This window comes from Paraburkholderia xenovorans (assembly GCF_046030735.1).
In the GTDB taxonomy this organism is placed as follows: Bacteria; Pseudomonadota; Gammaproteobacteria; order Burkholderiales; family Burkholderiaceae; genus Paraburkholderia; species Paraburkholderia xenovorans_A.
In genome coordinates this window covers 42621-62948 of the sequence record NZ_JAQQBV010000037.1, presented here as the reverse complement: position 1 = coordinate 62948, position 20328 = coordinate 42621, and the positions used below count along the sequence as shown (strand labels likewise).

Genomic DNA, 20328 nt, shown 5'->3' with positions numbered 1-20328 from the left:
CGTGGCCGATCCGGCCTGGTGTGCCGTGCCTGGGATGCCCGTGCCATCACGCCGAGAAGGCGGGTTTGACGAAGATGCAGGCCGCAGCCGCCTCGCAAACGTTTCCGGATTCTATCGAGCCCGAAAATGCTACCCGGCATTTTTTCCGATCCGCATTTGTTAATTCTCGTCAAACCGCGCAGGTTGAATCGACGCGATTAATTCGTCTGCGGATTAAAGAGCGCGCAAACGTTATCTCGACGAAATATCAAGTGGGGAATAGCGCACCGTTCGCGGTCAAACTGACCGGCGGTTGCTTCTCACGGGGTCGTGTGCGATTTCCGCCTCGAGTTCGGCGATTTGCGATTCCGCGAACACGCGGATGCCGTTCCGTTGCAACAAGGCGACAGTGACGCCGGTAGCGGGATGAGTCGAGCCGCTGAACGCACCGTCATGGATGAAGCTGCTGCCGCACGACGGGCTGCCGTCGGCGAGCAGTGCAAAGCGGCAGTTTTCCGCCAGCGCCCGTTCGAGTGCATGCTGTGCGCCCGCGATGAACAGCGCGGTGACGTCGGCGCCGGTGTTGTCCTTGATCGTGGCCTCGGCGGCGAGCACGTCGGCGCCGCTTCTGCGCAACTGGATTTCCGCGGGAGGCCGCGGGGTCGGAAAACCCGCGGCCACTTCGGGGCACACGGTGACGAGACGGCCTTCGTCGCGCCATCTGGCGAGCACCGCTTCGTGCGCGGCTTCCTTCGCGGATTTGGCTTTGCCGTTGTAGCGCACAGGATGGCCGGCGAGGCAGGCGCTGACCAGAATCTTCAACATATTTTTTGCGCCGTGTGGCGGAGGATGGCCCGGCGGGCGCGGGCCGACCCGGAATTGTAATGCGGGTCGGCGCCGCATGAGCGCCGCATGAGTGCCGCGTAGTGCACGCACACGCACCGCACACTCGCGGACCGCCCCATGGGCACACCTATTGCTGTATTCCGCTCGCCGGCACACAACCCGTCAACGCACACAGTGCTGCAGCGAGTCTCAGCCGCTTTCAACATCAATCCAGCAATCCATCGGTGGGAGGCCCCATGCTTCGATACGCTGCAATCTTTTTCATCATCGCGATCATCGCCGCGGTATTCGGCTTCGGCGGGATAGCCGCAGGCGCGACGGAAATCGCCAAGGTCCTGTTCTTTATCTTCGTGGTGATCTTCCTCGTGACCTTGCTGATGGGCGTGATGCGACGCTGACCACCGCATCGGTGCATCAGGCGACCGACCGACCCCGGCGAACGGCCGCGACGTATTGCAATAGTTGCCGCATCCTCTTGCAATAGTTGCTGGCCCTGGCCGGGGTTTTTACGTGCAGCGATCGGGTTGCCTGCTTCATCGCACCGCAGTGCAGTGCAGTGCAACACCGCGACTCCGGCCGATCACCCTCCGCACAGTCCGCTCACGCGGCGCGTGCAATCCGTCCCGGCACGCCCAGACGATGCGACCAGCTCGCCAACGTACGCGTCGCCACCGGCGGCTTGCTCAGAATCGCGCTGTCGTATTGCTTGCCGTCGAAGCGCGCAAAATCGACGATACGAAACCCCTGCCCGCGATAAAACGCGATCAGATGCGCGGCCGGTTGCGGCGTATCGAGCGCGAGTTCCGCGTAGCCGCGCGTCGCGGCCCAATGGTCGGCGAACGCGATCAGCAATGTGCCGATACCGCGCGACTGCCACACCGGCTCCACGCCGAATTGACGCAAGCTCGCGACGTCGTCGCGCCGATATATTTCGCATGCCGAATCACGTTGCGGCGCATACAGCGTCATCGTGCCGACAATGCGCCCTTCGCATACCGCCACGTAGCAGTCGCCGCTCATCACGCGTGAACGCGTGATCGCGACCGTCTGGTCGACACACGTGCAATTGAGTCCCATCTCGCCGAGCCTCGTGAAAGCCCGATGCAGCAGCGCGGTCAACGCCACGTAAGAATCGCGCGAAGGATCGAAGCGGCGCAGTTCGACGCGGCCGACGCCGTGAGAAACGTAGTCGATACGAATGGCTTGTTGCGTCGTTGCACGTCGCTTCACGTTGAGCACCTCGCACTATCAGGATGTCCGAAGTGTAGATTTCGCGTGCATGCGTCTCAAGAAAAAATGTCGTAAAAACTCACTGCAAAACGGCGGCCGCCGCAACGTGCGAAGCGCACTACCCGGCGGACGACACCAGCGGCTCGCCCTCGCGCAAGCCGAGATGCAATTCTTCGCAGAGGAAGGTCTGCAATGCCTGCACGGCCGCTGCCTGCGCGCCCGATACCGCGCGCATGAACAGACCGAAATCGGCGCTCGGCGCATCGGGCAAGCCGTCAGCCTGGCCGAGCACGCGCATCGACTCCGGCCGGATATTGCCGTCGAGCAGCACCGACACACCCAGCCCCGCCTCCACCGCCGATTGCACGGCCGGCAAACTGGTGCTGGTGCACACGATGCGCCATGCAATCCCCGCGCGCCGCAGCGCGCTCAGCACCTGCTGCTGCCACAGGCATGCACCGCCGAACGCCACCACGGGCAGCGCGGTTGCGTCGTCGCGATTGAAGCCGCGTGCGCCGACCCAGTAGAGCGGCTGCGTCCACGTCAGCAACGGCGTCGAATCGACCAGCGAAGGATCGCCGACCACCACGTCGAGGCTGCCGTCCACGAGACGATTCGACAATGCCCCGCTCGTATCGACGACGATCTCCAGCGCCACCTGCGGATAAGCGATCGAGAACCGCCGCAGCGCGCGCGGCAGTCGTCCCACTGCGATGTCTTCGAGCATGCCGAGGCGCACGGTGCCCGATACCTGTCCGGCGCTCAACGCGCGGCGCGCGTCGGCTCCCGCGCCGAGAATCGTGTGCGCGTAAGGCAGCAGCAGATGGCCGGCCTCGGTGAGTTGCACGCCACGCGGCGAGCGGTCGAGCAAACGCTGCCCCAGTTCATCTTCAAGGCGGCGCAATTGCATGCTGACCGCCGCCTGAGTGCGTGCGAGACGCACCGCGGCAACGCCCACGGCGCCGGTCTCCGCCACGGTGACGAACGCGCGTAACAGACTACTGTCGAGGTCTCGGGTCATCACGATTCTTGATACGGACATAAGTAATATCAACTTATCTTAATCTGGTCCACACCGATAAGATAGCGGTCAACGAATCCGCCGAAGACCTCCCAGGCCATCATGCAAGACACCACGATCAAGCCCACGCAGCCGACGGCCGCCGGGGCGCCCGCTATCGAGCCGCCCGCGCATGCCGCCGTGAAGCCGGCGAGCGCCGCGGCAGGCGCCGCTTTGCTTTGCGTGCTGTCGATGTCGAGCGTGCAATTCGGCGCGGCGCTCTCGGCGCCGACCATGGCCACTTATGGCTCGCTCAGCACCACCTGGTTGCGTCTGTGCTGGGCCGCCCTCGTGCTCGCCGTGATCGTGCGTCCGCGCCTTCTCAGCTATTCGCGTTCGCACTGGCTCGCGGCCGGCGCGCTCGGTGCGGCAATGGCCGGCATGACGTTGTGCTTTTTCTCCGCGGTTTCACGCATTCCGCTGGGACTGGCCGTCGCGATCGACTTTCTCGGGCCGCTTGCCGTGGCGACCTTCGCGGTGCGCCGCGCGCGGGCGCTGCTGTGGCCTCTGCTGGCGCTGGCCGGCGTCGTCCTGCTCGCGCGTCACGGCGGCGCATGGATCGGCGAGCCGCTCGGCGTGCTGCTCGCGTTCGGCGCGGCGCTCGGCTGGGGCAGCTATATCGTGCTGATGAAGAAAACCGGCACGATGTTCAAAGGACTCGAAGGTCTGTCGGTATCGCTGCTCGCGGCTGCGCTGGTCGCCACGCCGTTTGGACTCGCGAGCAGCGGGATGCACATCGCCGTCACGCAAATCGCGGCGACGGCCGGCCTGGCGGTGCTGGTGCCGTTATTGCCGTACGCGTTGGAAATGATCGCGTTGCGTCACATGTCGTCCGCTTCTTTCGGCATCCTGATGAGCGTCGAGCCGGCGATCGGCGCATTGGCCGGCTTCGTCGTATTGCGTCAGCCGATGGGGATCCTGCAACTGGTGGGCGTGCTGCTGGTGGTGAGCGCGAGCGTCGGCGCGGTGGTCGTGGCGCGCTGAACCATGTGGAAGATCAGGCGACCTCGCGCAACGGGACGCGCCCGGCGAGCGCGCATCGGCTCATCCGGTCAAGCCATGTTTTCCGCTTCGTAAAGCCGCCTGCCGGCGGCATCCTTGCTGCCGAGCGTCGGCGCGAAGTCGATCGGCCACTCGATCCCGATGTCCGGATCGTTCCACAAGATGCAGCGCTCGAGTTCCGGAAACCAGTACTCGGTGGTCTTCCACAGACACTCGGCCACTTCGGACAACACCACGAAACCATGCGCGAAGCCGGGCGGCACCCACACTTGCCGCTGATTGGCCGCGCTCAGATACGTGCCGCACCATTTGCCGAAGTTCGGTGAATTGAGCCGCACGTCCACCGCGACGTCGAACACTTCGCCGACCACTACGCGCACGAGGCGCCCCTGCGAACGCTGCACCTGATAGTGCAACCCGCGCAGCACGCCGCGCACCGCACGCAAATGACGATCCTGTACGAAGTCGAAGCCTGCCGATACGTCCTGGTCAAACTCATCCGCACTGAAGGTTTCGAAGCAGAAACCGAACTCGTCGCAAAACACGTCGGGCTCGATGATTTTCACATCCGGCAATGCCGTCGCCGTTACCTTGTTGCCCATACCACTGTGTGCTCGTAATAAGCTTGCCGGCAGCCGCACGGTCCGCCGAGGCAGCCGTGTCGGGCGGGGTTGCCGCGCGCCGTCGGCCCGGCGCCGCCGCACGCGATGCCGATGCGCTCATCTACGCTTCTGTCGCGACCCGGCTGCGCGCCCGATACTCGGTGGGCGACAGCGCCATGCGTTTGCGGAAAATCTTCGCGAGTCGGTCGCCATTGCCGGTGCCGCTGCGCCGTGCGATCTTGTCGACCGGCAACTCGGTTTCGGTCAGAAAATTACACGCGATGCGCAAGCGCACCTGCAACAGATAGTCCGACGGCGTGACCTGCATTTCATGCTTGAAGCGGCGCAGGAAATTGCGCTCGCTCATCGCCGCGACCTGAGCTGCATCGGCTACCGACACCTGCCGATCGCAATTCGCCTCCATCCAGCGCGCGGCCGCGCGAATCTTCTCGGCTACGCTGAGCGTGCCGCCTTCCGCCGGCAGCGGCACCCACGTCGCGGCCATGCCCGGCATCACGCGATCCGCGACACCGCGCGCGAGTTCCGCGCCGAGATCGCGTTTGATGAACATCAGCGCACTGCGCGCGCAATCGTGACGGTCGCTGGCGGCGCCGAGCGCGGCCTCGCCGGTGATGCCGTTCATGAAGCGATTCGGCGGAAAGCCGTCGTGCCCGCTCGGGCCGGCCGCTTCCAGCACCAGACGGCCTTCGCCGATCGTCTCGATCGCGCGGGTGCGCGCCTGCACCGCGCGCAGCCAGTTCAGCAGCCGTTCGTCGCACGCGGCTTCGAGCGCACCGTGGCCGCCCGCAATGAACAGCACGTCGAAGCCGCTGCCGAAGCGCGCGTCGATACGATCGGTCCAGATGCGCGCCGACGACGAACTCGCGACACTGCCGCCGTCCATCGAAAGAAATTGCACTTCGTAGGGCGGTTCTTCGCCCGAGCGCGAACCAAGGAGTTCGTTGGCGGTCTGGAACATTTCGACCACCGTGCCGGGCCCGAGCAGCCAGAAGCCGTCGAACAGCAGCACGCCGATTCGCCGCGCGGCAGTACGCACGTTCAGTGTCGGCGTGTGTAGCCAGGTGACCCTCGCAGTATCCAGGTGCATGTGCGGCATGATCTTTCCCCAAACTATCGTAAGTTGTGGACCCCGCTGACCCGTCGGCCGGCTGTTTTTATCGAGTTGAATACGGCGATTGAAAATCGCTGACAACGCCGCTTGCCGGATTATGCGTAATGCTAGCGGAAGCAACCGCTATAGTAAATTTGAAAACAATTGATTATTGGTAAAGTCAATGTATGACGAAACGTATTATTGCGCGTTTCATATGACAATCATCGCACGCGCCGGACGGTTCTGCGCGGATATCGCAACATTTCGATGGACCAATGTTAAGAACCGCACACAGCCTGCGTTACGGGCCGACGTCCGTGCGGAACCGCGGAGCCGTGACACGGTGAATCGAATAACGCCATTCAGGAGAATACCGACGAAAAGTGTTTCAAACATGAAATAAAAACATCGCGGATAATGAACACACAATCCGCGAATTATTCGCAAACCGGGAATTTAAGCCGTGGCATGCGGTGATAATTAGCGAATTGCTATCCGATTCGTCGATTCACCGCAGAATGATCCGGACACCATTAACAGCACGATCAAAAAACGTTTCTATATTGAAACATGCGACCTGATAAAGTATGAATTAATCGTCTCCTGAACTTCGCCGCACGTTCGACCTCGGATGAACGCAAAACCGCGGCACGGAACGCGCCCTTCGTCCTTAAACAAAGTTTCATCAACGGATGATTCGCTTTAAGGCTCGTCTAAGAGTCGCGGCGGCATAATTTGTCCACCGTGATAGCTACAAGGAGCACCGCCATGACGCGCCCGATGAGCATCGAGAAGGTCAACGAGTATGGACAACACGCGGTTCGCATCGCGATCGACCAGAGCGCCGTGCTGCTGGAAGCCGACGATCTGGACGCGCTGATCGAACATCTTTCCGCGCTGCGCTCGAGCATGCGCCCGGAAATTCCGAAGGAGCCGCTGCGCTCGCATCAGTACGTGATCGAGATCGATCCGTGCTGGCACACGGAAAAGCACCCGCTGCAGGACAACACGATGCTGTTCCTGCGCCACTCCGGTCTCGGTTGGGCCGGCTTCGCACTGCCCACCGAAAGTCTCGCGAGACTCCATCACGCGTTGACGCAGCAACTCGAGGCCTCGCTCGAAGTACACGGCATGCTCAACTAGGCAGGCAGCACTTACGCGCTGCCTGCTTGTTGCCTGCTTGTTGCCTGCTTGTTGCCTGCGTGCCCCCCGCTTATTGCATTTGACGCAGCACAGCGTTTCAGATTGCACGCGCAGCGCGCGGCACTCCGGCCCTATACTTCACTCGCCGCATCACTGCGGTTACTTTCATTCAAGTCTCTTTCCGAAGCGCGGCTCCGTCCGCGCTCTTTTTTTGTATTTTCCTTAGTCTTGCTGACGATCAGCGTACGCGATCCTGTCATCGCATCGACCGGTTCATGAACATTGCACAAAATTAAAAAAGACTTAATCCACCTAGCAGCGCCGTTTTATCCACCATCGCCGATGATGCACGCATCGCCCTTCTCTACTGTGCTCAACATGAACCAGCTACAAGCGATGCGTGTCTTCACACGGGTAGTCGATCTCGCCAGCTTCCACCTCGCGGCGAGACAGTTAGGCATGTCCGCCGCCGCGGTCACGCGCAGCGTGGGCACGCTGGAAGCGCATCTGAACATGCGGCTTCTGAATCGCACCACGCGTAGCCTTTCGTTGACCGACGTGGGCCGCGAGTATCTCGACGGGTGTCGCGCGATCATCGAAAAACTCGACGAAATGGAATCGAATCTGCTGGAGACCACGCGCGATCCGCAAGGCACGTTGCGCATCGCCACGCCGATGACATTCGCGAGCGCCGGCCTCGGCGCACTGCTGGCCGCGTATCGTACGCTGCATCCGCGAGTGGATTTCGACGTGACGACCTTCGATACGCCGATCGATCTGGTGGAAGGCGGCTTCGACGTGTGCTTCTGCGACGACAAGCGGCTCCCCAATTCGACGCTGGTCAGCCGCACGCTCACCAGCGTCGACGAAATGGTGGTCGCTTCGCCTGCTTACCTTGCGCGCCACGGCACGCCCCGCGATCCATCGGCGCTGAACCGGCATGGATTGCTGACGGTATCCGACGGCACCTCGCGCAGTTGGGAGTTCTCCGACGCCGACGGCATTTACCGCGTCAGCACCGGCAGCGCGCTCACCGCGACGAGCAGCGCGATGGTGAGGGTTGCCGCGCTCAATCACATGGGTATCGCGCTGCTGCCGACGCCGATCGTCGCCGACGATCTGGCGCAAGGCCGACTGATACCGCTTCTCGAACAGTTCGACATCAACGGCGGCCCGCGTCAGGTGTCGATCCTGTACTCCGGCCGCAATTACCTGTCGATGCGCGTGCGCAGTTTCATCGACTTCGCGGTCAGCCAGTATCGCGCACCCGACCGTCAGGTCGCACTGCGGGCCGTGGCCTGACCCGGGCGCTGCGCATCATGCCCAGAATACTGACTATCGAAGACGACGAGCTGATCGCCGACGACATCGTGCGGACGCTCAGCGCGAACGGCTGCACGGTCGACGTGGCGCGCACCGGCCGCGAAGGCATGGCCAAGGTGATGGCAGGCGACTACGACGTCGTGACGCTCGATCGCATGCTGCCCGATCTCGACGGCCTCACCATCGTCGCGACGATGCGGGGCGTCGGCATGGAAACGCCGGTGCTCGTCATGAGTTCGATGTCCGACGTCGACCAGCGCATTCAAGGCCTGCGCGCAGGCGGCGACGACTATCTGACCAAACCCTTCTCGCCCGACGAGATGTCCGCGCGCATCGAAGTACTGTTACGCAGACGGCCACGCCACGCAAAAGTCGAAACGCTGTTGCGCAGCGGCGCACTGGAACTCGACCTGGTCAAACGCAAAGTCACCTACCGGCAGCGCGAACTCGATCTGCAACCCACTGAATTTCGCGTGCTCGAATTCATGATGCGCCACACCGGCCAGGTGCTCACGCGCACGATGATTTTCGAGGCGGTGTGGGGCTGCCGCTTCGACCCCGGCACCAACCTGATCGACGTGCACGTGGGCCGTTTGCGCAAGAAAGTCGACATGCCCGGCGAGCGTCCGTTGATTCGCACGATTCGCGGTTCAGGCTATCTGTTCGGCTGAAGCGCTGCTGCCAATGGCGCTGTCAATAGCGCCATTTCCCATGCTGCATGCGGTGCAAACGCCGCTGCACCAGCACACCCGCCAGGTGCGCGGCTTCCTAAAACTAGTTTCATTTGTTTAGTCCGTGGCTGTTAGGGCCCGCTCTTCAGAATGCCGTCACCAGGCCGCGTTTTCATTTCGCGCCTCCATCGCCACACGCCCGCGCAGATTCAATCGCGCCTCTGAACGGAGCAGCCTTCGATGTTAAAAATAGTCCGGTTAGCATTGACCCGGCCCTACACCTTCATCGTGCTCGCGATGCTGATTCTTCTGATCGGCCCGCTTGCCGCGTTGCGTACGCCAACGGATATCTTTCCCGACATCCGCATTCCGGTGATCAGCGTGGTCTGGAGTTATGCGGGTCTGCAACCGGACGACATGTCCGGGCGCATCGTCACCTACTACGAACGTACGCTCGGCACGACGGTCAACGACGTCGCGCATATCGAGTCTCAATCGTTTCGCGGCTACGGGATCGTGAAGATTTTCTTCCAGCCGACCGTGGATATCCGCACCGCCACCGCCCAGGTCACGTCCGTCTCGCAGACGGTGCTCAAGCAGATGCCGCCCGGCACCACGCCGCCGCAGATCCTGAACTACAACGCGTCCACGGTGCCCGTTCTGCAACTGGCGCTGACCAGCAACACGCTCGACGAACAGCAACTTGCCGATTACGCGACCAACTTCATTCGTCCGCAACTGCTGAGCGTGCCGGGCGTCGCGATTCCGAGCCCGTATGGGGGCAAAACCCGTGAAGTGCAGATCGATCTGAACCCGCAGGCGCTGCAGGCAAAGAAACTCTCCGCGAACGACGTGGCGACCGCGCTCGCGCAGCAGAATCAGATCATTCCGGCGGGCACCGAAAAGATCGGCCGCTTCGAATACAACATCAAGCTGAACAACAGCCCGCTCGCACTCGACGAGCTGAACGCATTGCCGATCAAAACCGTGGACGGCGCGACGATCTATATCCGCGACGTCGCGCACGTGCGCGACGGCAATCCGCCGCAAACCAACGTGGTGCGCGTGGACGGTCATCGTGCGGTGTTGATGAGCATTCTGAAGAACGGCTCCGCGTCGACGCTCGACATCATCGCCGGCGTGAAGGCCCAATTGCCGCGCATCGAGGAAACGCTGCCGCCGAGTCTCAAACTCGTCACGATGGGCGACCAGTCGACTTTCGTGAAAGGCGCGGTGAGCGGCGTTGCGCGCGAAGGCGTGATCGCCGCCGCGCTGACCTCGCTGATGATCCTGCTGTTCCTCGGCAGCTGGCGCTCCACGCTGATCATCGCGGCCTCGATTCCGCTCGCGGTGCTCGCCGCGATCGCCGGGCTCGCGGCGATGGGCGAAACGCTCAACGTGATGACGCTCGGCGGCCTCGCGCTCGCGGTGGGGATTCTCGTCGACGACGCCACGGTCACGATCGAAAACATCAACTGGCACCTCGAGCAAGGCAAGGACGTCAGGAGCGCGATCATGGACGGCGCCGCGCAGATCGTCGCGCCCGCCTTCGTGTCGCTGCTGTGCATCTGCATCGTGTTCGTGCCGATGCTGCTGCTCGACGGGATCGCCCGTTTCCTGTTCGTGCCGATGGCCGAAGCGGTGATCTTCGCAATGGTCGCGTCGTTCATTCTGTCGCGCACCTTCGTGCCGATGCTCGCGCAGTATCTGCTGAAGCCGCATGCGTCGGGCGGTCACGCGTCCGGTGAACTCGCCGCATTGATGGACCCGCATGGCGGCCACGTGCATGCGCCACCTTCGCGCAATCCGCTGGTACGTTTCCAGCGCGGCTTCGAAAAACGTTTCGAGCGCGTGCGCAGCGTCTACCGGATCGTGCTCGGTCTCGCGCTGACGCATCGCAAACGCTTCGTCACGGGTTTTCTGATCGTGGTGGGCGCATCGTTTCTGCTCGCACCGTGGCTCGGCCGCAATTTCTTCCCGGACATCGACTCCGGCGAAATTGCGATTCATGTCCGCGCACCGATCGGCACGCGCATCGAAGACACCGCCGCGCAGTTCGATCTGATCGAAAACGCGGTACGCCGCACGATTCCGCCTAACCAGTTGCGCAGCATCGTCGACAATATCGGGCTGCCGAACAGCGGCATCAACCTGACCTATAACAACAGCGGCACGGTCGGACCGCAGGACGGCGACATCCTGATCGCGCTGAATGAAGACCATGACCCGACTGCCGGTTTCGTGCGCACGCTGCGCGAGACGCTGCCGCGTCAATTCCCCGGTACGACCTTCGCGTTCCTGCCGGCCGATATCGTCAGTCAGATCCTGAATTTCGGCGCACCTGCGCCGATCGATCTGCAAGTCGCGGGGCCGAACCAGGCCGCGAATCACCGTTACGCGAACGAAGTGATGCAGCGCATGCGGATGATTCCGGGCATTGCCGACACACGCATCCAGCAGGCGTCGACGTATCCGCAATTCACCGTGTCGGTGGACCGCTCGCGCGCCGATCAACTCGGCATCACCGAGCAGGACGTCACCAATTCCGTGGTGGCGAGTCTGTCGGGCACGAGTCAGGTGTCGCCCACCTACTGGCTGAATTCGAAGAACGGCGTGTCGTATCCGATCGTCGCGCAAACGCCCGAATACCGGATGACGTCGCTGTCGAATCTGAACAACCTGCCGGTGACCGGCAAGACCGGCGACGCGCAGATTCTCGGCGGCATCGCAACGATTCAACGCGGCGTCGGCAACGCGGTCGTGTCGCACTACAACATCGAACCGCTCTACGACGTATTCGCGACCACGCAAGGCCAGGACCTCGGCGCGGTCGCAGCGAAGATCGACGACATCGTGCATGCGACCGCGAAAGACGTGCCGAAAGGCTCGCTCGTCACGCTGCGCGGCCAGGTGCAGACGATGAACAGCGCGTTCCTCGGTTTGTCGCTGGGTCTTGTCGGCGCGATCCTGCTGATCTATCTGCTGATCGTCGTGAACTTCCACTCGTGGAGCGACGCGTTCGTGATCGTCACCGCGCTGCCTGCGGCGTTGGCCGGCATCGTCTGGATGCTGTTCACCACGCATACGCCGCTGTCGGTTCCCGCGTTGACCGGCGCGATTCTCTGCATGGGCGTCGCGACGGCGAACAGCATTCTCGTGGTGAGTTTCGCGCGCGAACGGCTGGCGGTGACCGGCAACGCGCTGGTCGCCGCGATGGAAGCCGGCTTCACCCGCTTTCGCCCGGTGCTGATGACGGCGCTCGCGATGATCATCGGCATGGCGCCGATGGCGCTCGGTCTCGGCGACGGCGGCGAACAGAACGCGCCGCTCGGCCGCGCGGTGATCGGCGGGCTGATCTGCGCGACGTTCGCGACGCTGCTGTTCGTGCCGGTCGTGTTCAGCCTCGTGCATCGGCGCGACGCCGCCGATCCTCACGCCTCGCAAGATCCCTCGTTATCCGAATCCGGAGTTCATCATGTCCACTGACATCGAGATCAATTCGCCCAAGCGCTTGCGTCATCTGAAGCTCGTCGGCATCGTCGCGCTGCTGGTGGCGGCGGGCATCGTCGCCAGCGGTATCGCGAGCCGTGTGCACGCGAAGCAGGAACTGACCACGTGGTCCGCACAGCAGGCGGTGCCGACCGTGGTCGCGTACACGCCGAAACACGATACGAGCGGGCAAGCGCTGGTGCTGCCCGGTCGTCTGTCCGCATTCGTCAATGCGCCGATTTATGCCCGCGTATCCGGTTATCTGCACGCGTGGTACGCGGATATCGGCACGCATGTGAAGGCCGGCCAGTTGCTCGCGTCGATCGACACACCCGACCTCGATCAGCAATTGCAACAGGCGCGCGCCGATTGGCAGAACGCGGTGGCCAACGAGAAGCTCGCGGCGACCACCGCGCACCGCTGGACCGAAATGCTGAAGCAGGACTCGGTCGCCCAACAGGATGCCGACGAGAAGACCAGCGATCTGACCGCAAAGCAGGCCACGGTTGCCGCCGCTGAAGCAAACGTGCGGCGGCTCGAAGCGCTCGAATCGTTCAAGCGGATCACCGCGCCGTTCGACGGCGTGGTCACCGCGCGGACCACGGATATCGGCGCGCTGATCAATGCGGGTGGCGGCAACGGGCCGGAGTTGTTCTCCGTGTCCGACGCGCATCAGTTGCGGGTCTACGTGAGCGTGCCGCAGGGCGATGCCGCCGCGATCAGGCCGGGGATGACGGCGACGCTTACCGTCCCCGAGCGGCCGGGCCTCACGTTCGACGCGAAACTCGTCGACACCGACGACTCGATCACGCCCTCCTCCGGTACGTTGCTCGTGCAACTTTCCGTCGACAACCAGAAGGGCCTGTTGATCCCCGGCGAGTACACCGAGGTTCATTTCGTGTTGCCGACCGATGCGCACGCAATGTCGATTCCGGCGAGCTCGCTGATTTTCCGGCAAAACGGGCTGCAGGTCGCGGTGGTCGGCAACGACAATCGCGCCGTGTTGAAGCCGGTTTCGGTGGCGACGGATCTCGGCACGCATGTCGAGATCGCCTCGGGTCTGAACCCGACCGACCGTGTGATCGACAACCCACCCGACTCGCTGGCGGACGGCGACGAAGTGCGGCTCGAAGCTCACACCGCCGATGCCGCCAGCAATGCCGGCACGTCGCTCGCCGCACGCCGTGCCGCGGAGGGCACTCATGGATAAACGCCGCCTCTCAATCGCGCTGGCGGCCGCGGCGCTGGTCAGCGGCTGTTCGTTCGCGCCGCCGTATCACGCGCCGGCCACTGCCATCCCGACGAGCTTCAAGGAAAGCGGCCCCTGGCAACTCGCGCGGCCGGCAGACCGCGTGCCGCGCGACGCCTGGTGGCGCGTGTATCGCGATCCTGTGCTCGACCGTCTGGAGCAACAGGTCGCCATCGCCAATCCCGATGTCGCCGCCGCGATCGCGCGCCACGACGAAGCCACCGCGTATCTATCGCAGGCGCGCTCCGGCCTCTTTCCGACGATCGGCGCCGAGGCGTCGGTGGAACGTCAGCGGCAATCGGACAACCGGCCTTTGCGCGGCGCCGATCAGCCGTCCGTGTACGGCACCAATGACGTCGACATCGGCATCGGCTACGACCTCGATCTGTGGGGCAAGATCCGCAACGAAGTGTCGGCCGGCCGCGCGGCAATGCAGGCCAGCGAGGCCGATCTCGCGTCGGTGCGCCTCAGCTTGCAGGCGAATCTCGCAACCGCGTATTTCAACCTGCGCGGGCTCGACGCCCAGCAGCAATTGCTCAACGATACGATCGACACCTACAAGCACGCGTTGAAGCTGACCGTCAGCCGTCACGCCGGCGGCATCGCGTCGGACCTCGATGTGTCGCGCGCGCAGACGCAGCTCGACACCGCACGCGCTTCCGCCGACGACGTCGCCGCGCGCCGCGCGCTCTACGAACACGCGATCGCGAGCCTGACGGGTGCGCCCTCTTCGAGCTTCGCGCTTGCACCGGTCACGGACGCCGCTTATCTGCCGTCGATTCCTGCCGGCGTGCCCGCCGCCTTGCTGCAACGGCGGCCCGACATCGCCGCGGCCGAACGGCGCGTCGCCGAGGCCAATGCGCAGATCGGCGTGGCGAAGGCGGCGTTCTTCCCGGACATCTCACTCGGTCTCGACGGCGGTTTTCAAAGCGATACGCTGTCGCCGTGGCTGGCGGCGCCAAACGAAATCTGGTCGGTCGGGCCGAGCCTCGTGTTGACGCTGTTCGACGGCGGCCGCCGCGAGGCGATCACGCAGCAGGCCCGCGCGAAGCTCGCCGAGAACGGCGCGAACTACAAGGCGGCCGTGCTGCTCGCGTTCCAGCAGGTCGAGGACAATCTCGCGCAACTGCATCATCTCGGCGACGAAGCCACCCAGCAGAACGAAGCGCTCGTCGCCGCGCAACGCACGTTGAAGCTGTCGATGTCGCGCTATCGCGACGGCGTGGTCAGCTATCTCGACGTGGTGACCGCGCAAACCACCGAGCTCACTACGCAGATCGCCGCATTGAACCTCGATACGCGGCGTTTGCTGGCTTCGGTGGGCCTCATCGAGGCATTGGGTGGCGGCTGGTCGACAGACGGCGCTGCGGCCGTTCCTGCCGTGCAGGCAGTGCAGACCTCACAGGCCTCGCAGGACTCACAGGCATCCCCTCCGCGAACACTCGCTTCCGCTGACTGATCCGCACAGAGCGGCTGAAGCAAAAAAATCGCCGGCGTGATGCGCCGGCGATTCTGTTTGTGTCGAGCCCGTTCGAAAACGAGCTCTGACAGCGAGATCAGAAGCGATGCCGCATGCCGACGCCGACGATTGCCTGCCGGTCGCTCGACGAGGCCGCGAGCGAATAGATCGACGCATTGCCCAGCACCGAGATGCCGTCCGCGCCCGACACGTGTTGATACACGCCTTCCAGATAGACGTCGGTGCGGCGCGACAGCGAGTAGTCCGCCTGAAGCATGAACTGATTCCACTTCGGCGACACGCTGCTGTTCGCGGTGCTGAAATGGCCGTCGGTGAAGGTGTACGAGCCGCCCAGCGACAACGCCGGCGTCAGCGCGTAACGAGCGTTCAGTTCGTAGTTGTTGAAGGTCAGCAGATTGCCGTTCAGCGTCGAATATGCGCCGCCTTGCGTGATCTGGTGCGGATCGTCGAGTATGGTGCGCGTGAAGACGAGGCCGACCGTCGCCGCGCCGAACGTATAGCGCCCTGCCGCGCCGAGGATGCGCTGGCGTGCGCCGGTGAAGGTCGCGTCGCCGTCGCTGCTGCTCGCCGCGCCGCCGGCGTTGGTCGGCTGGTTGACGCCGCCCGGCTGGTTCAGTTGCAGGTAGGCGACCGCGAGGTTGAACGGACCGCCCGCCCACTGCGCGCCCAGGCTATACGCGCTGTTGTTGCTGAAGCCGCCCGCTGCGTTGCTGAACGCGTACGCGCCGCCGAAGCTCAGACCGTCGTAGGTGGCGCTGCGGAATTTCACTGCGTTGTTCAGGCGCAGATCGTTGTTGAGGTTGTCGTTGTCGAACGGATGATCGGCAATGTTGCCGCCGAAGCCGGAACCGGTCGCCGACAGCGGCGCCACGAAGTCGACGATAAAGTCGTATTGGCGGCCGAGCGTCACCGTGCCCCACTGCTTGCTCGCAATCCCGACCCACGCCTGACGGCCGAATTCGTCGCCGCCGTTCGAGAACTTGCCGTTGTCGATGTTGAAGCCGTTCTCGAGATCGAAGACCGCGCTCAAGCCGCCACCCAGATCTTCGTTGCCACGCAGACCCCAGCGGTTCGTGCTCACATTGCCGCTTTCCATCATCCAGTTGCTTTTCCCGCCCGACCCCGCTTTCTGATTGCTCACGTAGTCGAGACCGGTATCGAGCGTGCCGTACAGCGTCACGCTGCTTTGCGCATGCGCAGCCGCGCCGAGAGTGCCGGCCAGCGCGACGAGTGTGGTTGCCAATGCTTTATTCATGTTTGATTCCGGGTAAGAGAAGGCGCCGGTCCGCGCATCGACGGACCGATCCCGCACACCGTGCGGGTAGCCGCAATGTAGATTCGCGCGGTGACATACCCGTGATCAAAACGGCCCGCTTCATGAAACGTTTTTTAACTTCGTGACATGTATCGGCAAGACTCCGCGAATACCGCCGCGCCGACGCTCGAACGGATAAATATCTTTTCATGCGCGCACCGCCGATCCGCTATACCCCGGTGACTATCCTTCTTATCAACCGATCCACGAATGCCATCCGGTTCGCGAGTCGGTCCCATCCAATCTGATTTGTGAGGATTACGACATGAAATCTCTGACACTCGCCATCGCTTTCATCGGTGTCACGGCAACCGCCTCTGCATTTGCCCAATCGACTCCTGCGCCGTCGCAACAAAACGCGGCGCCGGCACTGCAAGTCGCGGCGAACAGCACGGCCGCCGTCAATGCCGCGGGTTCATGGGTGCCGCCGTACGGTCAGCCTACTGTGGGAAAGACGCGTGCGCAGGTCTATCGCGAACTCGTGCATGCGGAGCAGGACGGCCAGCTCGCGTATCTGAACTCGACGATCTACGCGCACTGACGCGTGCGTGTCGAGCGAGCGTGCGCGGCGGCATGCCGTCGCGACGCTGCTTCGGTTCGCTGGCATTGGCATCGCCGGCGCTGAATACTCCGCCATTTCAGCTTCACGACATCGATGACATTTCGTACTGCACTCAAGCGATCCGCACGCTACGCGATTGCGGCGGCGGCAGCCGGGCTGCTGTTATCCGGCTGCGCGACGACGGCTCCGGCGTCCGCCGACAGTTGTGTCGGCCCACCCAGTTTCTGCAACATCTACTTTGGCTCATGAGAAAAAAGAGCGCGCGGCCCATCCGGACCGCGCGCTCTTTGATCTGGCGCGAACGTTTTAGAACGAGTGCCGCACACCGATCCGGCCGACTACCTGTTTGCCGTCGGACGACGGATCGAAGCCGGCGATCTGCGCGACCGCACCGCCGCTTGCTCTTTGCAACGCAGCGAGTGCATAGAGTGCGGTACGCTTCGACACTTCGTATTCCGCACTCAGATTGAGCTGCTGATACTTCGGTTCCTGATCGGTCGCGTGATCGCGGCCATCGGTGTACGTATAACCGACGGCGAGATTCAACTGGCTGGTCGCCGCGAACGTGCCGGCGATTTCATAGTTCTGGAATTTGACGTCCTGCCCCGCGTCGCCTTGCTGGAAATCCACGTTGGTGAAGTTGCCCATCACCTTGAACTTGCCGATCTGATAAGCCGCGCCGACCGCAAAGATGCCCTGGCTGCGCGCATTGGCCAGATAGGTGCCGTACACCGCATTGGTAAAGCCTGAACCGTTCTGATAGCTCTGCACGGCCACTTCGGGATCGTTCACGCGCAAATAACCCGCGCCGGCAGAAAAGCCGCCGTTGACGTAGTTCGCGGCCGCGCTATACGCCGAGTTGTTGGAGAACTGCCCTGCCTGACCGCCGAACGAATACAGTGCTTCGCCGGTAAAGCCGCCGATGGTGGGACTCGTGTACTTCACTGCATTGCTGATGGCGAAGCCGTTATCGAGGTTATCCATATCGTTCGGATGGGAGAAGTACCAGCCGCCGTAGGTGCCGTTCAGCGAAAACGGTTCGATGAGATCGACGAGCGGATCCCACTGGCGCCCGAGCGTCAGCGTACCGGCAGTTTGACTCGCGAGCCCGACATAGGCGTTACGCGAGAAACCCAGACCGCTCCCAAGACTACCGTTAGCGGAATTGAAGCCGCTTTCCAGATCGAAGATCGCCGACAGTCCACCGCCGAGATCTTCTTTACCGCGAACGCCCCAGCGGCTTCCCGCACTGACGCCGCTCGCCATCTGATACAGATGGTTGCCGTTGACGTTGCTGGCGAAGTCGATACCGGTATCGAGCAAGCCGTAAAGCGTAACGCTGCTTTGCGCGTAAGCGGAAGATACGGCGCCGATGGAAAGGAGCGCTCCGACCAGGAAGGTCAGCTTCATCTTTTGACTCATGAATCACCTGTAGATTTAATTAAGGATGCCTGACAGCAGTGGAGACTGATTTGCGTGTGACCACGAGACAAATATATCGACGCCTAAAAGCGTCGCAGCTGCAACACAGACTTTCAGAATTTGCGTTGCATTTTCATGAATGCATCATTGACCTGAACCGCGATGCGTACTCGCATCCGCGATGCATGAATCGGTCCACCATCAAGTCAACCTACCAAAACGGTCTGACACAGACCATTTTGGTATATAGTTCGGCACTCGACACTTGATGAGCGATTCGGGCTCGCGACATATCCGGACATGACTACCCACTCTGACATCTCCCCCTCGCTGCGTGTGCTGCCGTCCGTGTGGCACGGCGTACTGGTCTACCTTGCGTATACGGCCGTGTTCTATGGCGTGTTCATTCTCATGAGGGTCGAATATGCGCGTGTCGGCGAAAGCGCTGACACACTGCGCAGCTGGCTATTGCCGCCGACGATCGCAGGATTCGTCGTGGCTGTGGTGCTGGTGTCGGTATACGGCTGGTGGCGGCTCGCACTGACCGATCGACGGCGGCTGCCTCGCTGGGCCGCGTTCGTTCCCGCCCTCGCGGCGGTCGTCGCGCTCGTCAACATGCTGCTCGGCAACTACGCCACCGTTACCCCGCAGATGTGGGTGTACCTGATCGGCGGCTGCGCGATGGTTGGCTTCAACGAGGAGATGGTCAACCGCGGCACGCTCGTCGTCGCGCTTCGCAGCCGGTTCGGTGAGACCGGCGTGTGGCTTCTGTCCAGCGCGATGTTCGCGGTGTTCCACTTGCCGAACATCTTCTTTGGTCTGGGTGGCCTCGCGATCGTGCAGGTGGTTATCGCGTTCGGCATGGGAACCGTGTTCTACCTTGCACGCCGTACGACCGGATCGCTGATTGCGTCCATGCTGCTGCATGGCCTATGGGATCTATCGGCGTTTGCCTCTCACGTGCCGTACAGCGGCGTGCTGGCACCGTTGCTCGGTATTGTCGCGGTGATTGTCGCTGCGATCGTGCTGGCCCGCGAGCGGCGTGGAAAAAGCGCCGCCGGTCTGGCGACGGCCCGGCAAGGCTGACAGGCGCAGCGCCAGGAGCGACTGAGCAACCGGTTCGTTGTGTTCAATCGACCAGAACCTGATACCCGAACCGGCTCACCGTTTCAATACTGACTTCAGGCAAATCAAAAGAAAGCTTGCGCCGCAATCGGGAGACAACAAGATTGACGCTGGCAGGATCGACGTCTTCCTTCTCAGGCCACGCATACCGGATCAACTGATCCCGTGCCACCGGCGCACTCACCTGCTTCAACAGGCACTCGAGCAAAAGGAACTCGCGCCGCGTCACCGCCACTCTCCTGCGCCGAAACACGAGTTCGCGAGTCGCGGCATCGAGCGAGATATCCTGAACGACGGTTGAAGACACTGCTGTCGCGCGAGCCGACCCGATCCGTCGTAAAGCCTGCATCCTCTCGTGCATTTCAATAAACGAATAAGGCTGACAGAAACAGGCATCGGCGCCCGCGCGAAGGATTCTGGTCCGCTGCTGCGCGTCGGCAACCCCTAGCACGACAACCAGCGCGGCCCCGCCCGCAGCAGCAGAAAACTCCGCGACGAGTTCATGCAAACCGGCATACGCCCCAGCATCGAGCACCATCAGCACAACGGCATCGAACGCTTCCTGCGACGCAAGAAAAACCCCGTCCCGCGGATCGTCGGCGCGCTGCAAACTATGCGCGCTTTCCTGCAGCGCCTTGAAAAGCCAGCCGGCTTCGGGATGAGAAGGCCCTACGAACAGCACGCGCATTCACTTACCTGCCAGAACGAATGAGTCG

General features: G+C 62.7%; 18 protein-coding genes. 10 read left to right on the top strand and 8 right to left on the bottom strand.

Translation table 11 applies throughout. The features are described from left to right. Nucleotides 1-276: 276 nt before the first annotated feature. Nucleotides 277-804, bottom strand: a complete 528-nt coding sequence (locus tag PQQ51_RS28235) for a 2-thiouracil desulfurase family protein (RefSeq protein WP_408500468.1) — start codon at nucleotides 802-804, stop codon at nucleotides 277-279. A gap of 257 nt (nucleotides 805-1061) precedes the next feature. On the opposite strand from PQQ51_RS28235, the gene PQQ51_RS28230 reads away from it, so the two are divergent. Beyond that, the gene (locus tag PQQ51_RS28230; protein ID WP_007182451.1) at nucleotides 1062-1223 is read left to right on the top strand and encodes a DUF1328 domain-containing protein; all 162 of its coding nucleotides are present in this window, start codon (nucleotides 1062-1064) and stop codon (nucleotides 1221-1223) included. Nucleotides 1224-1425: 202 nt separating this feature from the next. Here the strand turns inward: PQQ51_RS28230 and PQQ51_RS28225 are convergent, their stop codons facing one another. Both PQQ51_RS28225 and PQQ51_RS28220 read right to left on the bottom strand, forming a co-directional pair. Continuing rightward, nucleotides 1426-2055 (bottom strand): GNAT family N-acetyltransferase, encoded by a 630-nt coding sequence (locus PQQ51_RS28225; RefSeq protein WP_408500466.1) that lies wholly within the window; start codon nucleotides 2053-2055, stop codon nucleotides 1426-1428. Between the two features lie 118 nt (nucleotides 2056-2173). Further along, entirely contained in the window at nucleotides 2174-3076 is a 903-nt protein-coding gene (locus PQQ51_RS28220) for a LysR substrate-binding domain-containing protein (protein ID WP_408500464.1), read from the bottom strand. A 102-nt stretch (nucleotides 3077-3178) separates the two neighbouring features. On the opposite strand from PQQ51_RS28220, the gene PQQ51_RS28215 reads away from it, so the two are divergent. Continuing rightward, complete coding sequence (locus PQQ51_RS28215) at nucleotides 3179-4099, top strand: EamA family transporter (RefSeq protein WP_408500462.1); 921 nt, start codon at nucleotides 3179-3181, stop codon at nucleotides 4097-4099. Between the two features lie 68 nt (nucleotides 4100-4167). Here the strand turns inward: PQQ51_RS28215 and rfbC are convergent, their stop codons facing one another. Then, nucleotides 4168-4719, bottom strand: a complete 552-nt coding sequence (gene rfbC, locus PQQ51_RS28210; protein ID WP_408500460.1) for a dTDP-4-dehydrorhamnose 3,5-epimerase — start codon at nucleotides 4717-4719, stop codon at nucleotides 4168-4170. 121 nt (nucleotides 4720-4840) lie between these two features. After that, the gene (locus PQQ51_RS28205; RefSeq protein ID WP_408500458.1) at nucleotides 4841-5836 is read right to left on the bottom strand and encodes a GlxA family transcriptional regulator; all 996 of its coding nucleotides are present in this window, start codon (nucleotides 5834-5836) and stop codon (nucleotides 4841-4843) included. Nucleotides 5837-6601: 765 nt separating this feature from the next. Here PQQ51_RS28205 and PQQ51_RS28200 point away from each other — a divergent pair. The 6 genes from PQQ51_RS28200 to PQQ51_RS28175 all read left to right on the top strand — a co-directional run bounded on the left by PQQ51_RS28200 (nucleotide 6602) and on the right by PQQ51_RS28175 (nucleotide 15167). Next, on the top strand, nucleotides 6602-6976 hold the full coding sequence (locus PQQ51_RS28200; RefSeq protein ID WP_408500456.1) for a hypothetical protein: 375 nt from the start codon (nucleotides 6602-6604) through the stop codon (nucleotides 6974-6976). 378 nt (nucleotides 6977-7354) lie between these two features. After that, nucleotides 7355-8278 carry a LysR family transcriptional regulator gene (locus PQQ51_RS28195; protein WP_408500454.1) on the top strand — a complete coding sequence of 308 codons (924 nt, stop codon included), beginning with the start codon at nucleotides 7355-7357 and terminating at the stop codon, nucleotides 8276-8278. Nucleotides 8279-8295: 17 nt separating this feature from the next. Further along, a complete protein-coding gene (locus tag PQQ51_RS28190) occupies nucleotides 8296-8970 on the top strand; it encodes a response regulator transcription factor (RefSeq protein WP_408500453.1) in 675 nt (224 codons plus the stop codon). A gap of 240 nt (nucleotides 8971-9210) precedes the next feature. Further along, the gene (locus PQQ51_RS28185; protein WP_408500451.1) at nucleotides 9211-12456 is read left to right on the top strand and encodes an efflux RND transporter permease subunit; all 3246 of its coding nucleotides are present in this window, start codon (nucleotides 9211-9213) and stop codon (nucleotides 12454-12456) included. Further along, nucleotides 12446-13669 (top strand): efflux RND transporter periplasmic adaptor subunit, encoded by a 1224-nt coding sequence (locus PQQ51_RS28180; RefSeq protein ID WP_408500450.1) that lies wholly within the window; start codon nucleotides 12446-12448, stop codon nucleotides 13667-13669. Before PQQ51_RS28185 ends, PQQ51_RS28180 begins: the two co-directional genes overlap by 11 nt. Next, on the top strand, nucleotides 13662-15167 hold the full coding sequence (locus tag PQQ51_RS28175; protein WP_408500448.1) for an efflux transporter outer membrane subunit: 1506 nt from the start codon (nucleotides 13662-13664) through the stop codon (nucleotides 15165-15167). Before PQQ51_RS28180 ends, PQQ51_RS28175 begins: the two co-directional genes overlap by 8 nt. Before the next feature lie 97 nt (nucleotides 15168-15264). Here the strand turns inward: PQQ51_RS28175 and PQQ51_RS28170 are convergent, their stop codons facing one another. Further along, complete coding sequence (locus PQQ51_RS28170; protein ID WP_408500446.1) at nucleotides 15265-16443, bottom strand: porin; 1179 nt, start codon at nucleotides 16441-16443, stop codon at nucleotides 15265-15267. Between the two features lie 325 nt (nucleotides 16444-16768). Between PQQ51_RS28170 and PQQ51_RS28165 the strand changes: the two genes are divergently transcribed. Then, entirely contained in the window at nucleotides 16769-17044 is a 276-nt protein-coding gene (locus PQQ51_RS28165; RefSeq protein ID WP_408500444.1) for a DUF4148 domain-containing protein, read from the top strand. Between the two features lie 327 nt (nucleotides 17045-17371). On the opposite strand, the gene PQQ51_RS28160 is transcribed toward PQQ51_RS28165, so the two are convergent. After that, nucleotides 17372-18475: a porin gene (locus PQQ51_RS28160; protein WP_408500442.1), complete on the bottom strand. Its 1104-nt coding sequence runs from the start codon at nucleotides 18473-18475 to the stop codon at nucleotides 17372-17374. A 312-nt stretch (nucleotides 18476-18787) separates the two neighbouring features. Between PQQ51_RS28160 and PQQ51_RS28155 the strand changes: the two genes are divergently transcribed. Further along, on the top strand, nucleotides 18788-19573 hold the full coding sequence (locus PQQ51_RS28155) for a CPBP family intramembrane glutamic endopeptidase (RefSeq protein WP_408500441.1): 786 nt from the start codon (nucleotides 18788-18790) through the stop codon (nucleotides 19571-19573). A 43-nt stretch (nucleotides 19574-19616) separates the two neighbouring features. Here PQQ51_RS28155 and PQQ51_RS28150 read toward each other — a convergent pair whose 3' ends face one another. Further along, complete coding sequence (locus PQQ51_RS28150) at nucleotides 19617-20300, bottom strand: winged helix-turn-helix domain-containing protein (protein ID WP_408500439.1); 684 nt, start codon at nucleotides 20298-20300, stop codon at nucleotides 19617-19619. Nucleotides 20301-20328 lie beyond the last annotated feature (28 nt).

What these genes read in the sequence shown, in the direction of transcription:
- PQQ51_RS28215 (WP_408500462.1), top strand. Translation starts at nt 3,179, where the DNA reads ATGCAAGACACCACGATCAAGCCCACGCAGCCGACGGCCGCCGGGGCG.
- PQQ51_RS28160 (WP_408500442.1), bottom strand. Translation starts at nt 18,475, where the DNA reads ATGAAGCTGACCTTCCTGGTCGGAGCGCTCCTTTCCATCGGCGCCGTA.
- PQQ51_RS28180 (WP_408500450.1), top strand. Translation starts at nt 12,446, where the DNA reads ATGTCCACTGACATCGAGATCAATTCGCCCAAGCGCTTGCGTCATCTG.
- PQQ51_RS28195 (WP_408500454.1), top strand. Translation starts at nt 7,355, where the DNA reads ATGAACCAGCTACAAGCGATGCGTGTCTTCACACGGGTAGTCGATCTC.
- PQQ51_RS28230 (WP_007182451.1), top strand. Translation starts at nt 1,062, where the DNA reads ATGCTTCGATACGCTGCAATCTTTTTCATCATCGCGATCATCGCCGCG.
- PQQ51_RS28205 (WP_408500458.1), bottom strand. Translation starts at nt 5,836, where the DNA reads ATGCCGCACATGCACCTGGATACTGCGAGGGTCACCTGGCTACACACG.
- rfbC (WP_408500460.1), bottom strand. Translation starts at nt 4,719, where the DNA reads ATGGGCAACAAGGTAACGGCGACGGCATTGCCGGATGTGAAAATCATC.
- PQQ51_RS28200 (WP_408500456.1), top strand. Translation starts at nt 6,602, where the DNA reads ATGACGCGCCCGATGAGCATCGAGAAGGTCAACGAGTATGGACAACAC.
- PQQ51_RS28235 (WP_408500468.1), bottom strand. Translation starts at nt 804, where the DNA reads ATGTTGAAGATTCTGGTCAGCGCCTGCCTCGCCGGCCATCCTGTGCGC.
- PQQ51_RS28190 (WP_408500453.1), top strand. Translation starts at nt 8,296, where the DNA reads ATGCCCAGAATACTGACTATCGAAGACGACGAGCTGATCGCCGACGAC.
- PQQ51_RS28150 (WP_408500439.1), bottom strand. Translation starts at nt 20,300, where the DNA reads ATGCGCGTGCTGTTCGTAGGGCCTTCTCATCCCGAAGCCGGCTGGCTT.
- PQQ51_RS28165 (WP_408500444.1), top strand. Translation starts at nt 16,769, where the DNA reads ATGAAATCTCTGACACTCGCCATCGCTTTCATCGGTGTCACGGCAACC.
- PQQ51_RS28220 (WP_408500464.1), bottom strand. Translation starts at nt 3,076, where the DNA reads ATGACCCGAGACCTCGACAGTAGTCTGTTACGCGCGTTCGTCACCGTG.
- PQQ51_RS28175 (WP_408500448.1), top strand. Translation starts at nt 13,662, where the DNA reads ATGGATAAACGCCGCCTCTCAATCGCGCTGGCGGCCGCGGCGCTGGTC.
- PQQ51_RS28170 (WP_408500446.1), bottom strand. Translation starts at nt 16,443, where the DNA reads ATGAATAAAGCATTGGCAACCACACTCGTCGCGCTGGCCGGCACTCTC.
- PQQ51_RS28185 (WP_408500451.1), top strand. Translation starts at nt 9,211, where the DNA reads ATGTTAAAAATAGTCCGGTTAGCATTGACCCGGCCCTACACCTTCATC.
- PQQ51_RS28155 (WP_408500441.1), top strand. Translation starts at nt 18,788, where the DNA reads ATGACTACCCACTCTGACATCTCCCCCTCGCTGCGTGTGCTGCCGTCC.